The 12,964-nt window shown below is 69.4% G+C and carries 17 protein-coding genes; 7 read left to right on the top strand and 10 right to left on the bottom strand.

Translation table 11 applies throughout. The annotated features are described in order from the left end of the window. Positions 1-18: 18 nt before the first annotated feature. On the top strand, positions 19-1,140 hold the full coding sequence (gene dnaJ, locus ST3T6A_RS0106050; protein ID WP_026359473.1) for a molecular chaperone DnaJ: 1,122 nt from the start codon (positions 19-21) through the stop codon (positions 1,138-1,140). An 84-nt stretch (positions 1,141-1,224) separates the two neighbouring features. Here dnaJ and ST3T6A_RS0106045 read toward each other — a convergent pair whose 3' ends face one another. The 3 genes from ST3T6A_RS0106045 to hrcA form a co-directional block, all read right to left on the bottom strand. Continuing rightward, positions 1,225-2,007, bottom strand: a complete 783-nt coding sequence (locus ST3T6A_RS0106045; protein WP_019832008.1) for a hypothetical protein — start codon at positions 2,005-2,007, stop codon at positions 1,225-1,227. A 104-nt stretch (positions 2,008-2,111) separates the two neighbouring features. Continuing rightward, on the bottom strand, positions 2,112-2,678 hold the full coding sequence (gene grpE, locus ST3T6A_RS0106040) for a nucleotide exchange factor GrpE (protein WP_019832007.1): 567 nt from the start codon (positions 2,676-2,678) through the stop codon (positions 2,112-2,114). After that, positions 2,675-3,718 (bottom strand): heat-inducible transcriptional repressor HrcA, encoded by a 1,044-nt coding sequence (gene hrcA / locus ST3T6A_RS0106035; protein WP_026359472.1) that lies wholly within the window; start codon positions 3,716-3,718, stop codon positions 2,675-2,677. The genes grpE and hrcA overlap by 4 nt, the downstream gene beginning before the upstream one ends. A gap of 132 nt (positions 3,719-3,850) precedes the next feature. On the opposite strand from hrcA, the gene rph reads away from it, so the two are divergent. Genes rph through hemW form a run of 3 tightly spaced genes read left to right on the top strand, consistent with a single transcriptional unit; the run spans position 3,851 to position 6,314 of the window. After that, positions 3,851-4,567 carry a ribonuclease PH gene (gene rph / locus ST3T6A_RS0106030; protein WP_019832005.1) on the top strand — a complete coding sequence of 239 codons (717 nt, stop codon included), beginning with the start codon at positions 3,851-3,853 and terminating at the stop codon, positions 4,565-4,567. Continuing rightward, positions 4,564-5,166: an RdgB/HAM1 family non-canonical purine NTP pyrophosphatase gene (gene rdgB, locus ST3T6A_RS0106025; RefSeq protein WP_019832004.1), complete on the top strand. Its 603-nt coding sequence runs from the start codon at positions 4,564-4,566 to the stop codon at positions 5,164-5,166. The genes rph and rdgB overlap by 4 nt, the downstream gene beginning before the upstream one ends. 2 nt (positions 5,167-5,168) lie before the next feature. Continuing rightward, positions 5,169-6,314, top strand: coding sequence for a radical SAM family heme chaperone HemW (gene hemW / locus ST3T6A_RS0106020; RefSeq protein WP_019832003.1), 1,146 nt, complete (start codon positions 5,169-5,171; stop codon positions 6,312-6,314). Positions 6,315-6,318: 4 nt separating this feature from the next. Here hemW and ST3T6A_RS0106015 read toward each other — a convergent pair whose 3' ends face one another. Then, complete coding sequence (locus tag ST3T6A_RS0106015; protein WP_019832002.1) at positions 6,319-6,678, bottom strand: DUF1428 domain-containing protein; 360 nt, start codon at positions 6,676-6,678, stop codon at positions 6,319-6,321. A 30-nt stretch (positions 6,679-6,708) separates the two neighbouring features. Beyond that, positions 6,709-7,896, bottom strand: a complete 1,188-nt coding sequence (locus ST3T6A_RS0106010; RefSeq protein WP_051103385.1) for a penicillin-binding protein activator — start codon at positions 7,894-7,896, stop codon at positions 6,709-6,711. A 10-nt stretch (positions 7,897-7,906) separates the two neighbouring features. Here ST3T6A_RS0106010 and rsmI point away from each other — a divergent pair, with 10 nt between their 5' ends. From rsmI to gshB, 3 genes are read left to right on the top strand one after another with little or no spacing between them, the layout of a single operon-like run. Then, positions 7,907-8,746, top strand: coding sequence for a 16S rRNA (cytidine(1402)-2'-O)-methyltransferase (rsmI, locus tag ST3T6A_RS0106005; RefSeq protein ID WP_019832000.1), 840 nt, complete (start codon positions 7,907-7,909; stop codon positions 8,744-8,746). Beyond that, entirely contained in the window at positions 8,743-9,093 is a 351-nt protein-coding gene (locus ST3T6A_RS0106000; protein WP_019831999.1) for a YraN family protein, read from the top strand. The genes rsmI and ST3T6A_RS0106000 overlap by 4 nt, the downstream gene beginning before the upstream one ends. Positions 9,094-9,148: 55 nt before the next feature. Continuing rightward, entirely contained in the window at positions 9,149-10,102 is a 954-nt protein-coding gene (gene gshB / locus ST3T6A_RS0105995) for a glutathione synthase (protein WP_019831998.1), read from the top strand. A gap of 22 nt (positions 10,103-10,124) precedes the next feature. Here gshB and flgM read toward each other — a convergent pair whose 3' ends face one another. The 5 genes from flgM to ST3T6A_RS19420 all read right to left on the bottom strand — a co-directional run bounded on the left by flgM (position 10,125) and on the right by ST3T6A_RS19420 (position 12,892). After that, on the bottom strand, positions 10,125-10,418 hold the full coding sequence (gene flgM, locus ST3T6A_RS19425; RefSeq protein ID WP_019831997.1) for a flagellar biosynthesis anti-sigma factor FlgM: 294 nt from the start codon (positions 10,416-10,418) through the stop codon (positions 10,125-10,127). A gap of 81 nt (positions 10,419-10,499) precedes the next feature. After that, positions 10,500-11,423, bottom strand: a complete 924-nt coding sequence (locus tag ST3T6A_RS0105985; RefSeq protein ID WP_019831996.1) for a tyrosine-type recombinase/integrase — start codon at positions 11,421-11,423, stop codon at positions 10,500-10,502. Continuing rightward, positions 11,408-11,962 (bottom strand): DUF484 family protein, encoded by a 555-nt coding sequence (locus tag ST3T6A_RS0105980; RefSeq protein WP_235785732.1) that lies wholly within the window; start codon positions 11,960-11,962, stop codon positions 11,408-11,410. The genes ST3T6A_RS0105985 and ST3T6A_RS0105980 overlap by 16 nt, the downstream gene beginning before the upstream one ends. Before the next feature lie 80 nt (positions 11,963-12,042). Continuing rightward, positions 12,043-12,387, bottom strand: coding sequence for a hypothetical protein (locus ST3T6A_RS0105975; protein ID WP_019831994.1), 345 nt, complete (start codon positions 12,385-12,387; stop codon positions 12,043-12,045). 4 nt (positions 12,388-12,391) lie between these two features. Continuing rightward, a complete protein-coding gene (locus ST3T6A_RS19420; RefSeq protein ID WP_019831993.1) occupies positions 12,392-12,892 on the bottom strand; it encodes a GNAT family N-acetyltransferase in 501 nt (166 codons plus the stop codon). Between the last annotated feature and the right edge of the window lie 72 nt (positions 12,893-12,964).

Raw genomic sequence — 12,964 nt, 5'->3', positions numbered from 1 at the left:
GCGGGCAGCCTCGGGGGCTTGAGCTTGGATATCGACTATTACGAACTGCTCGAATGCGAGCGTACTGCCGACGACAAGACGCTGAAGACGTCCTATCGCCGGCTCGCGATGCAGTTCCACCCGGATCGCAATCCGGGCGACCATGAGGCCGAGGCGAAGTTCAAGGCGATCAACGAAGCCTATGACTGCCTGAAGGACCCCCAGAAGCGCGCAGCCTATGACCGTTTCGGCAAGGCGGCCTTCCAGAGCGGCGGCGCCGGCGGCTTCGGCGGCGGACAGGGCTTCGAGGGTTTCTCGGATATCTTCGAGAGCGTCTTCGGCGAGTTCATGGGTGGCGGCGGTCGCCAGCGCAGCGGGCCGCGTCGCGGCGCCGATCTGCGCTACGATCTGGAAATCTCGCTCGAAGAGGCGTTCCACGGCAAGTCGGAGACGATCCGCTTCGACGTGGCCGCCAATTGCGAGCCGTGCGGCGGCTCCGGCGCCAAGCCCGGCACCGCAGCCCGCACCTGCCAGACCTGCGGCGGACGCGGACAGGTTCGCGCGCAGCAGGGCTTCTTCGTGGTCGAGCGCGCCTGCCCGTCCTGCCATGGCGCGGGCCAGGTGATCGCGGACCCCTGCCCCAATTGCCGGGGCGAGGGCCGAATCGACCGGGAGAAGTCGCTGGAGGTGAAGATTCCGGCCGGCGTTGACGAAGGCACGCGCATCCGCGTGACCGGCGAAGGCGAGGCCGGCGGGCGCGGCGCGCCTCCGGGCGACCTCTACATCTTCCTCCATGTGAAACGGCACGCCATCTTCGAGCGCGACGGCACGACGCTGGCGGCGCGCTGCCCGATCAGCTTCACGACGGCCGCGCTCGGCGGCGAGATCGAGGTGCCGGGGCTCGACGGCGAGATCATCCCGGTGAAGATTCCGGCGGGCATCCAGTCCGGCAAGCAGCTCCGCCATCGCGGCTCGGGCATGCCGGTGCTGAACAGCCGGGGCCGGGGCGATCTGGTGATCGAGATCGCGGTCGAAACGCCGACCCGGCTTTCCGCGCGCCAGAAGGAACTTCTCGCCGAGTTCCGCGAAACCGAGACCGGCGAGGAATGCCCCGCCTCCAGCGGCTTCTTCGCCAAGATCAAGGGCATGTTCGGGGAGTAGGCGACAAGCCGCTCCCCACCCATCAATCCCGCTTCTTCCCCACGTTCGTTGTCCCCCGGATCAACTCCGGGGCGATGATGACGATCAGCTCCGATCGTGCTCGCCGCGCGGGTAGAAGTCGAAGCGGATGCTCACCCATGCGCCGACCTGCGGCCTGCCCCCGATGCGGGGCGGGCGCACGAGGAACTGCCACGCCGCCTCCCGCAGTGCGCGGGCGAGGCCGGACCCCGGGCTCTCATCCAGTTCGTGGCAATTATCGACGTGATAATGCTCGATCGTGCGGCACGCGATGAGCGCCCAGCCCGTCCCCGTGCCATTCTTGGGCATGTAGAAAGCGAGCTCGGCGTCGGTCGGCCGGCGATACCATTCCGCCTTGTAGAGCTGTTCCCCGCCCGGCCCCGCGCCCGGCCCGTAGGCGGCGACGCTGTCTGGCCCGTTATCCCGGCCCTGCGCGCCCTGCGTCGCGGAGGCGTCGGCCGTCTGCTGGCGCATCGGCTTGTTGGAGATGTCGGCGGCGCTCATCTCCTCATGGCTGAGCGGGATGACGTTCCACGGCACCGGCGGCTTGGGCGTCTTGGCCTGCTCCTGCGGCTTGGGCTGCGGCGTCGGCGCGCGGGGCGAGGCACCGGCATGGGCATGGCTCGTCTTCGCCACCGAAGGCTTGGGCACGGTGGAGAAGGATTTGGGGAAGAGCGTCAGCGTGATCGCCTTGTGCGCATCCTTCAGCACAGGCGGCAGCGCGCCCATGGCGATCAGCATCCACACGATCAGCAGTGCAAAGCCGAACGACAGGATGAAGGAGATGGCCCGGCTCTGGACCGAGCCCCCGGGGCGGTACGACGAGGGCTGGTAGGACGCCGAACGCATGAGGCCCCCATCTACAGGCCGACATTACCGGCAGCAATCCGAATGGTGTCGCGCCGGTAATGTTCACGCCGTCCCGGCCGGAACCGGGGCGGCGGAGCGAAAAATCAGGCCTTGATGTCGATGCCGACGCCCTCGGGCGCCTTGGCGACGCCGACCATCGCGGGACGGAGCAAGCGATCCTTGATCATCCAGCCGGACTGCATCTCGTGGATCACGGTGCCCGGAGCGGCATCGGCCGATTCCATCTCCATGATCGCCTGATGCTTGTTGGGATCGAGCGCCTGCCCGATCGCCTCGATGCGGGTGATGCCGTTGCGCTGGAAGACGGTCTCCAGCTCCTTGCCGGTCATCTCGATGCCGGTGACGAGCGGCTTCAGCTTCTCGTCGGCGCGCAGATCGGACGGGATCGCCGCCAGCGCGCGGACGAGATTGTCCGCCACCGACAGCAGGTCGCGCGCGAAGCTGGTGGTGGCATAGGCCTTGGCGTCCGCCATCTCGCGCTCGGTGCGGCGGCGGAGATTCTGCATCTCGGCCTGCACATAGAGCACCTGGTTGCGGGTTTCCTCCAGCTCGGCCTTGAGCGCATCATGCTCGGCAAGTTCGGGTGCCTGGGCGGCCGTCTCGGCGCGGAGGGTTTCGTCGGTGTCGTTCGTCTTGTTTTCGTCAGTCATGCCATCAACCTGGAAAGCGCGTGCGCGGTGAAATCCACCATGGGAACCACGCGAGCATAGTTCAACCGGGTCGGGCCGATCACGCCGACCACGCCCACCACCCTGCCCTCGCGGGCCCTGTAGGGAGCGGCGATAATCGAGGAACCCGACAGCGAAAAGAGCTTGTTCTCCGATCCAATGAAGATCTTGGTGGCCGATCCGTTCCGCGCGCCGTCGAGCAGACGGGCGATTTCCTCCTTGCCCTCCAGCTCGTCGAGCAGCTGGCGGACGCGTTCCAGATCCTCGGCGGCGGCCGGATCGATCAGGTTCGCCTGGCCGCGCACGATCAGCACGGGCCGCTCCGCCCCATCGGTGGACCAGATGGCGAGGCCTCGTTCCACCAGATCGCGGCTCACCCGATCGAGCTGCGCGCGGCCGAGCCCGATCTCGGCGGAAAGCCGCGCCTGCGCCTCGCCCAGCGTCAGGCCGGTGAGCTCGGCGCTGATATAGTTGGCGGCCTCGACCAGCGCGGACGACGTCGTCCCCGGCGGCACCGCGACGACGCGGTTCTCGACCGATCCGTCCGCGCCGACCAGCACGGCGAGCGCCTGCGTCCGGCTCAAGGGCACGAAGGCGAACTGGCGCAGCACCGGCTCCTGCTTGGGCACCAGCACGAGGCCGGCGCATGCCGAGAGCCCGGAAAGCACCGCCGAGGCCGCCGCCAGCGCATCCTCGATCGGACCATTCGTGCCGATCCCGCGCTCGATCGCGGCGCGTTCCTCGTCGGAGGGCTCGTCCGCCTGCATCATGCCGTCGACGAACAGGCGCAGGCCTACCTCGGTCGGCATCCGCCCGGCGGAGATATGGGGGGCCGCGAGAAGGCCCGCCTCCTCCAGATCCTGCATCACGTTGCGAATCGAGGCGGGCGACAGGTTCAGGCCCGAAAGCTGCGAGATCGTCCGCGAGCCCACCGGCGCCCCCGATCGCAGATACGACTCGACCACCACACGGAACACGCTCCGCGCGCGGTCTGACAGTTCGGGGACGGCGGGGCCGGACATCACGGGGAATGTAGGGAGATCGGGCGCCATGCTCAACAAAATGGTGTCATTCCATCGCAATGGTGGCGCCGCGCGCCCTCTGCCGCTACAGCGCCACAACCGATTTCCATAGGCCATTCCACAGGAGCCTCCATGCGTCCCTCCGGCCGCGCGCCCGACCAGATGCGCACGATCACCATCGAGCCGAACGCCACCCGCCATGCGGAAGGGAGCTGCATCATCTCCTTCGGCGACACCAAGGTGCTCGTCACCGCCTCGGTCGAGGAGCGCGTGCCGCCCTTCCTGCGCGGCAAGGGCCAGGGCTGGGTGACGGCCGAATATGGCATGCTGCCGCGCGCCACCCACACCCGCGGCAGCCGCGAGGCGGCGAAGGGCAAGCAGTCCGGCCGCACGCAGGAGATCCAGCGCCTGATCGGCCGCTCGCTCCGCTCGATCATGGACCTGACGGCGCTCGGCGAGCGCCAGATCACCATCGACTGCGACGTCCTCCAGGCCGATGGCGGCACCCGCACCGCCTCGATCTCGGGCGCGTGGGTCGCGCTGCGCATCGCGGTCGACAAGCTGCTCGCCGAGGGCAAGCTCGCCGCCGACCCAATCAAGACGCAGGTCGCCGCCGTCTCCTGCGGCATCCACGAGGGCACGCCGGTGCTCGACCTCGATTATATCGAGGACTCGGCTGCCCATGTGGACGGCAATTTCGTGCTGCTCTCCAACGGCCACTTCGCCGAGGTGCAGGCAACCGCCGAGGGCGCGGCCTATGACGAGGAAGAGCTGCTCCGCATGCTCCGCCTTGCGCGCATCGGCTGCAACGAGATCTTCGCGCTCCAGTTGAAGGCCACCGAACGGTGAAGCGCAAGCTGGAGCCCGGCCGGCTGGTGATCGCCAGCCACAACAAGGGCAAGATCCGCGAGATCGCTGCCCTGCTCGGCCCTTATGGGATCGAGCCGGTCTCGGCGGGCGACCTCGACGTCCCCGAGCCCGAGGAGACGGGCACCAGCTTCGCCGCCAATGCGGAACTCAAGGCGCGCTTCTCCGCCGACATGACCGGCCTCCCCGCGCTCGCCGACGATAGCGGCCTGTGTGTGGAGGCCTTGGGCGGCGATCCGGGCATCTTCTCCGCCCGCTGGGCCGGGGAGACCAAGGATTTCGGCCTCGCCATGGAGCTGGTCGAGAAGAATATCGCCAAGCGGGGACCGAACGTCGGCCGCGACGCGCATTTCGTGTGCGCGCTGTCGCTGTGCTGGCCGGACGGGCATATCGTGACGGTCGAGGGCCGGGTCGACGGGCACCTTGTCTGGCCGCCGCGAGGCGACAAGGGCTTCGGCTATGACCCGATGTTCCGGCCCTGGCACCACGACATCACCTTCGGCGAGATGGACCCGGCGAAGAAGCACGAGATGAGCCACCGCGCGGATGCTTTCCGCAAGCTGGTGGCCTCCGTGTTCTGACCATGACCCCGAGCGGCCCGCTGGCGCTCTACGTCCACTGGCCGTTCTGCGTCTCCAAATGCCCCTATTGCGACTTCAACAGCCATGTCCGCGCCGAGATCGACGAGGCGGCGTGGCGGGATGCCTTGCTCGCCGATCTCGCGCATGAAGCGGCGCTGACACCGGGGCGGCCGCTCGGCTCGATCTTCTTCGGAGGCGGCACGCCCTCGCTGATGGCGCCCTCCACGGTCGCAGCAGTGCTCGACGCGGCCGAGCGCCACTGGGGCTTCACCGACGGCATCGAGATCACGCTGGAGGCCAACCCCTCCTCGGTCGAGGCGGCGAACTTCCATGCCCTCGCCAATGCCGGCGTGAACCGCGTCTCGCTGGGTTTACAGGCGCTCGACGACGAGGCGCTGCACTTCCTCGGCCGCGCGCACGGCGTGACGGAGAGCCTCGCCGCGCTCGATGTCGCGCAGGCGGCGTTCGGGCGGGTGAGCGTCGACCTGATCTATGCGCGGCCCTACCAGTCCGAGGCCGAGTGGCTGGCGGAACTGAACCGTGCCCTCTCCTTCGGCACCGAGCATCTGTCGCTCTACCAGCTCACCATCGAGCCCGGCACGCGCTTCGCGGCGCTGGCGGCCAAGGGCGAGCTGCCGACGCTCGACACCGACGAGGCGGCGCATCTCTTCGAGCTGACCCGGCAGGTGACGGCGGAAGCCGGCATCCCGGCCTACGAAATCTCCAACCACGCCCGGCCGGGTGCGGAGAGCCGGCACAACCTCGCTTACTGGCGCTATCAGGATTATCTCGGCGTCGGCCCCGGCGCGCATGGGCGGCGCGGGCAGCTCGCGAGCTTTCGGCGGAAGAAGCCGGAGAACTGGCTCTCGGCGGTCGCCCGCAACGGCCATGGCATCGAGAGCGAGGAACCGCTCGACGCCCCCACCCGCGCCGAAGAAGCGCTGCTGATGGGCCTGCGCCTCGACGCGGGGCTGGACCTCGCGGCCGTCTCCGCCGCCACCGGCATCGCCATCGACGCGATGGTCGACGCGGCGGCCATCGATCGCCTCGCCGGCCATGGCCTCGTCGCGCGCGAAGGGGATCGTCTCATCGTGAAGGAGGCGGGAATGCTCCTCCTCGACGGCATCCTCGCGGAGATCGTCCGCTAACGAGTCACCCTTCGTCGGTGTCGAAGATCGGCTCGAACCCGCCGAAGATCATGCGCTTGCCGTCGAAGGGGATCGGCCCTTTCGGCTCCATCCGGGGATCGGCGATCATTTTCGGATGAGCCGCTTCCTGAGTCGCCTTGTCGGGCCAGACGATCCACGAGAAGACGACCTCCTCGCCTTCCTGCGCCTGCACGGCCTTGCGGAAATCCGTCACCTTGCCGTCGGGCACCGCGTCGCCCCAGCATTCGACGATCCGCTCGGCGCCATAGTCCCGGAAGAGTGGCCAGACCTTGGCGCACATCTCCCGATACGCCTCCTTGTTCTCAGCGGGGACCGGGATCACGAAGCCCTGGATATAGCTCATCGCCTCACTCCTCTTGGCCCCCGCCCGGGATCAGTCGTCGAAGCCCCTCGCCGCCGGAGATACCACGGTGACGCCGCCCGTGCCGATCTGTTTCACCTCCAGCACGCGATCGGCGATGCCGTCGCGATCGAAGCGGAAGGCGCCGTCCACGCCCGAGAAGCCGCCCTTGTCGACCAGACGCCCCTCCGGGAAGGGCGTGCCCGGCTTCCAGTCCGCCGAGATGCGGACCGCCAGCAGCACCGAGTCGTAGCCGAGGCTCGACAGGCGGAACGGGCTCTTGCCGAAGCGGGCGCGGTATTTCGCCGCGAACTGCGTGTAGAGCCCGTCCGACACGGAGGCGAACCAGCTCCCGCCCAGCGCCTTGGCGGCGGCGAGCTGCGGTTCGGTGTTCCACAGCTCGGTGCCGAGCAGGCGCGCGCCGCTGCCCGACTTGCGCACCAGCGGCGCCGCCACCAGCGCGATGCGGCCGCTGTCCGCGATCAGCAGCGCGTCATAGCCCTTGGGATCGCCGAGCTTGCGGATCGCGGCCCCCAGCGAGGCGGCGCTGCGGTCATAGCCCTGCATCGAGACGACGGTGCCATGCGCCTCCTGCGCCGCCTTCAGCATCGCGGTGGAGGCGCGGCGGCCGTAAAGCCCGTTCGGCACCAGCGCCGCGAAGCGCGAGAGCCCGCGCGACTTGGCATATTCCACCACGCGCTCGATCGACTGGGTCGGCGTGAAGCCGAGCAGATAGACGCCATGCCCCGCCACATCGACATCGTTGGAGAAGGACAGCACCGGCACATGCGCCGCCTCGGCCACCGGCGCGACCTGCCGCACATCCTCGGACAGCAGCGGCCCGAGAATCAGCTTGTTGCCCTCCGCCAGCGCGGTGCGGGCGGCCTGCGCCGCGCCCGTGCCGGTGTCGTACATGGTGAGGCGCACGCCCGCGCCGCCAGAATCGATCAGCGCCATGTTGGCGGCATTGGCGATGGACTGGCCCACCGCCGCGTTCGGGCCGGAGAGCGGCACCAGCACGGCGACGCGGTCGCGCGCCTCTTCCGGCAGGCGGCCCTGCTGCGGCACGGGCTTCTGCGGCACAGGCTTGCCCGCCCCCGTATTGGGCTTGTGCGGCACCACGCCGGCGCAGCCCGCCAGCAGCATCGCCGCCATCAATCCACCAAAGCGCACCGTCTTCGAGGCGATCCCCGGTTGCGATGCGCGTAAGCCCTCTGCCATGAGATCCCCTATGACCGATCCTCTCCCTCCGGGGCTCTACATCGTCGCGACCCCGATCGGCAATCTTGGCGACCTGACGCCCCGTGCAGCGGACGTGTTGAGCCGTGCGAGCCTGATCGCCGCGGAAGATACGCGCGTGACCGCCAAATTGCTCCGTCATATCGGCACGGAAACGCCGATGACCCCCTATCATGACCATAATGCCGACCGGGTGCGCCCGGGCCTCGTCGCCCGACTCGGCGGCGAGGCGATCGCGCTGGTGTCGGACGCCGGCACGCCGATGATCTCGGACCCCGGCTTCAAGCTGGTGCGGGACGCGCGGGCGGCGGGGCATCGCATCGTCACGCTGCCCGGCCCAAGCGCCGCCATCGCCGCACTGACGCTTGCCGGGCTGCCGACCGACCGCTTCCTGTTCGCGGGCTTCCTGCCGCCCAAGGAGAAGGCGCGCGCCGATGCGCTGGCAGAACTCGCGAGGCTGCGCGCCAGCCTCGTCTTCTACGAGAGCGGCCCCCGCCTCGGCGCGACGCTCGCCTCCATGGCGGCGGTGCTGGGCCAGCGGGACGCGGCAGTGGCGCGCGAGATCAGCAAGGCGTTCGAGGAATGCGTGACGGGCACGCTCGACGAGCTGGCGGCCCGCTATGCCGAACATGCGCCGAAGGGCGAGATCGTGATCGTCGTCGGCCCGCCCGGCGAGGCGCCTCCGCCCGAGGCCGGGGACATCGATGCGATGCTCACCGACGCCCTCTCCCGCCTGCCCATCGCCAAGGCCGCGCGCGAAGTGGCCGACGCCACCGGCATCGCGCGCCACCAACTCTACGAGCGCGCGCTGGAACTCAAGGGGCAGGCGTGAAGCGTCAGGCGGCGGAAGCCCAAGGCCGGCAGGCCGAGGCGATCGCCGCCGCCTTCCTCCGCCAGAAGGGCTGGACCATCCTCGCCGAGCGCGTCCGTACGCCGCGTGGCGAGGTGGACCTCGTGGCGCGCCGGCCGGGCCTCGTCGCCTTTGTCGAGGTGAAAGCCCGGCGCGACGCGGCGGCGCTCGCCCTCGCGCTCGACCGGCAGAGGCTGGTCCGTGTCGCGGCGGCGGCCGAGATCCTCATCCCGCGCTATGCCGAACCCGGTGACGATATCCGCATCGACGCCGTGCTGATCGCGCCGGGTCGCCTGCCCGTTCATCTGGAGCATGTCTGGCAGGGGTGACGAACGCGCCTCCGCCCCCTATCTGCTGGCGGCACTTACTCAGGAGCGTAATGACATGGGCCTTCGCGTCGCCGTCCAGATGGACCCGATGGAGACGATCAACATCGCGGGGGACTCGACCTTCGCGCTGATGCTCTCGGCGCAGGCACGCGGGCACAAACTCTATCATTACGCGGCGGGCGACCTCAGCTATCGCGACGGGCGCGTCTATGCGCCGGTGCGGCCGGTGACGGTGCAGCGCGTGGCGGGCGCCCATTTCCAGTTCGGTGAGCCCGAAACCTTCGATCTCGGCGCCGACACCGACGTCGTGCTGATGCGGCAGGACCCGCCCTTCGACCTCGCCTACATCACCGCGACGCACCTACTAGAGCGCGTCCAGCACGAGACGCTGGTGGTGAACGACCCGGCCGCCGTCCGCAACGCGCCGGAAAAGCTGTTCGTGCTGGATTATGCCGAGTTCATGCCGCCGACGATGATCACCCGCCGGCTGGAGGACGCGCGCGCCTTCCATGCCGAGCATGGCGAGGTGGTGGTGAAGCCGCTCTACGGCAATGCCGGTTCGGCGGTGTTCCATGTCGGGCGCAAGGACGCCAACCTCGCCGCGCTGACCGAGCTGTTCGGGCAGGTCTGGCGCGAGCCGTTCATGGTGCAGGCCTTCCTCCCCGACGTGTCGAAGGGCGACAAGCGCATCGTGCTGGTCGACGGCAAGCCGGCAGGTGCGGTCAATCGCCTGCCCAAGGCGGGCGAAATCCGCTCCAACCTCGCGGTCGGCGGATCGGGCGCGCAGACCGAGCTGACGCCGCGCGAACTGGAGATCTGCGGCGCCCTAGGCCCAGAACTCGCCAAGCGGGGTCTGGTCTTCGTCGGGATCGACGTGATCGCCGGCTATCTGACCGAGATCAACGTCACCTCCCCCACGGGCATCGTCGCCATCGACAAGTTCAACGGCACCGACACCCCCACCCTGATATGGGAGGCGATTGAAGCGCGCGCGGCGGCGCGGGCCTGACGGCTTCGGTTTTCTGCGCCCCTCAGGCGTCGGCGTCTTCGCCGCGCCCGGGAAAGTCGAGGGCCAGCATCTTAGCCGCGATAGCGTGCTCGTCGATGGGATAGGCGCCCGACGCGATCAGCGAGCGGATGACCTCGACCTTCTTGGTGTCGATCGGCGGCGCGGAGCCGGCGAGGAGCGAGATGAGGTTCGCCACGTCGCTGGTCGTCACCGGCTTTTGCGGCGTGGCGGGCGCCACCGGGGTTGCCGGCGTCGTCGACGAAACAGGGCGAAGCCTGATCGGATCGACCCCTCCCGCCTTTTCGATGCCGTCCATAGTCTTGGCTCCAGTCCCGTGGGTGCTTCACGCCCGGTAACGGCAGCTTCCCGACAAACTTAAATCAGCTTCAGCAAATTTTTACGCTCGGGGGTGGGCGGCCCGGTAAACGTCCATCAGATGGGCCGCGTCGACGGCCGTGTAGATCTGCGTGGAGGAGAGGCTCGCATGGCCGAGCAGCTCCTGCAACTGGCGCAGATCCGCGCCTCTCGCCAGCAGATGCGTCGCGAAGCTGTGGCGAAGCGCGTGGGGCGTCGTCCGCTCCGGCAGGCCGAGGCGCACCCGCGCGGCGCGCACCGCCCGGCGGATAATCCCCGCATCGAGCCCGCCCCCCCGCGCGCCGCGGAACAGCGGTGTGCCGGCGCTCAAGGGATAGGGGCACTCCGCCGCATAATCCGCGATCGCCTGCCGCACGACGGGGAGCAGCGGAACGACGCGCTGCTTGGAGCCCTTGCCCGTCACCATGATCGTCTCGCCAAGCGGGAGCAGTCGCGCGTCGAGCGCCATCGCCTCGCCCACGCGCAGGCCGGCGCCATAGAGCAGCAGCAGCACCGCGAGGTCGCGCCTGGCGAGCCAGGGCTTGTCCTGCGCGTCGGCGGCGTCGTGCGCGAGGTCGGTGGCCTCGGCGGGCGCGACCGGGCGCGGCACGCCCTTCTTCACGCGCGGCGCGCGGATGCGGGGCGTGGCCGACGGGCCGCCATTGGCGAAATCGAGAAACGCCCGCACCGCCGATAGCTCGCGCGCGGCAGATGCGTTGGTGAGCCCGCCGGCATCGCGCCGCCGCGCGAGATAGGCGCGCAGGTCTGCCGCATCGAGCGCGGCGAGCATCCCCGCATCCACAGCCTCGCCGCGATGCTCGCCAAGGAAGGCGACCAACCGGTGCGCCGTCGCGACATAGGCGCGCACCGTATGCGCCGAGCGCAGCCGGGTGCGGGCGAGATGCTCTCCGAAGGAAGCGGCGATCAGGCGGGCCGGGTGGTCGGCAAGGGTCAGGGGAGGAGCCACCGCCCCACCATACGCGCCAGCGTCGCGCCGAGGAAGGCGAGCAGCTCGGACCCGTGGCGCGTCTCGAAACGCTGCTCCGCCCGCTGGCCGAGCGCGATCAGCCCGCAGGCGTGCGGCGCCGGATGATCGAGCCGCACCAGCGCCTCTGCGCGGATCAGCGGCGCGGCCGGGCCGAACAGCGGATGCCCCTGCTCGACGCCGCGCAGCACCACGCCCTCCAGCCCCCGCATGATCCGCCCGATCACGCGCCGGTCGACATAGTTGAGCCCGTTGGAATCGGCGCGCAGCCCCGTCTCGCCGACATGCAGCGCCAGCGCGACGGCATCGACGCCGAGGATGTCCGGCCAGTCCTGCGTGACGATGTGGACGAGATGCTCCAGGCTGTCCGCCTCGATCGCGGCGAGCACGGCCGCATGGATCGCCGCCACCGCGCCCGAATGGCCGCGCGCGAAGGCGATCAGGTCCTGATTGGCCTCCTCCACCTCCGCGACGCGCGCGCGAAGGGTCGCCACCGCCCGATCCTGGAAGTCGATAACCATGCCCATGGAACGGAGCTTACCGCAGGGGCATTAAAAGGAAATGGCGATGAGCCGGGCCGCGTTCGGGCGGAGCGAGCGCGCTACCATCCCTTCTGTTCGCGCATCTCGCGCCATTGCTTGATGGAACAGCCGGTCGCCCCGCTCGCGCCCACGCTGCTGCACGACCCGCGCGTGAGATCCGGCCCCGCGCCGTCCGCATCCAGCAATCGATGCCGTTCGCGCGAAACGCTGTCGACGGCGCCCAGCGGATCGAACCCGCGATCCGGATCGCGGGGCAGGCGATAGCGCCGCTGCTCCTGCTCCCTGTTGCGGCCGCACACCACGATGTCATTCGCCTGCCGGGCTGCCTTGCAGGGATCGATGCTCTGCCGGATCGCCTGCGGGAGGCTGGGCGCCGCCGCCATCAGCAGGAGCGCCGGCAACATCCGGTCAGCCTTCCACGAACAGGCGGCTTTCCCCGCCGTGCTGGGGCAGCGTCACCCGCCCCTCCTCGCGGAAGCCGAGCCGCAGGAGCAGCGCCGCCGACGCCGCGTTGTGGGGCGCCGTGATCGCCAGCAGCCGCCCGATGTGCAGCTCGCGCCGCGCCCACGCCATCAGCGCTACCGACGCCTCGCGGCCATAGCCCTTGCCGGTATGCGCGGCGAGGAAGGCGAAGCCGAGGTCCGGCCCGTCCAGCCCCTCGCGCCGCACGAAGCCGACCGTGCCGACCGGCTCGTCGTTCTCCTTCAGCGCGACGCGGAACATGCCGAAGCCATGCGCCTCGTAGGAGGCAAGCACCCGGACGCGGATATACTCCTCCGCCTCCTCTACGGTGCGGACGCCGCGATCGCCGATATTCGCGAGGAACCCCGGATCGTTCAGGATCGCGAGCATGAAAGGCGCATCCTCCAGCCCGATCCGCCTGATCGTCAACCGCTCCGTCTCGAACATTCGCCTCTCCCTGTCGCGCGGCAATGAAGCACCTCCGCGCGGGCGACGGAAGCCCTCCCCTGTTGCGCGGCC

The organism is Sphingomonas sp. PR090111-T3T-6A, assembly GCF_000383095.1.
GTDB lineage: Bacteria > Pseudomonadota > Alphaproteobacteria > Sphingomonadales > Sphingomonadaceae > Solisphingomonas.
Note: the sequence above shows the minus strand (reverse complement) of the source record. Positions and strands in the feature narration are given on the sequence as shown.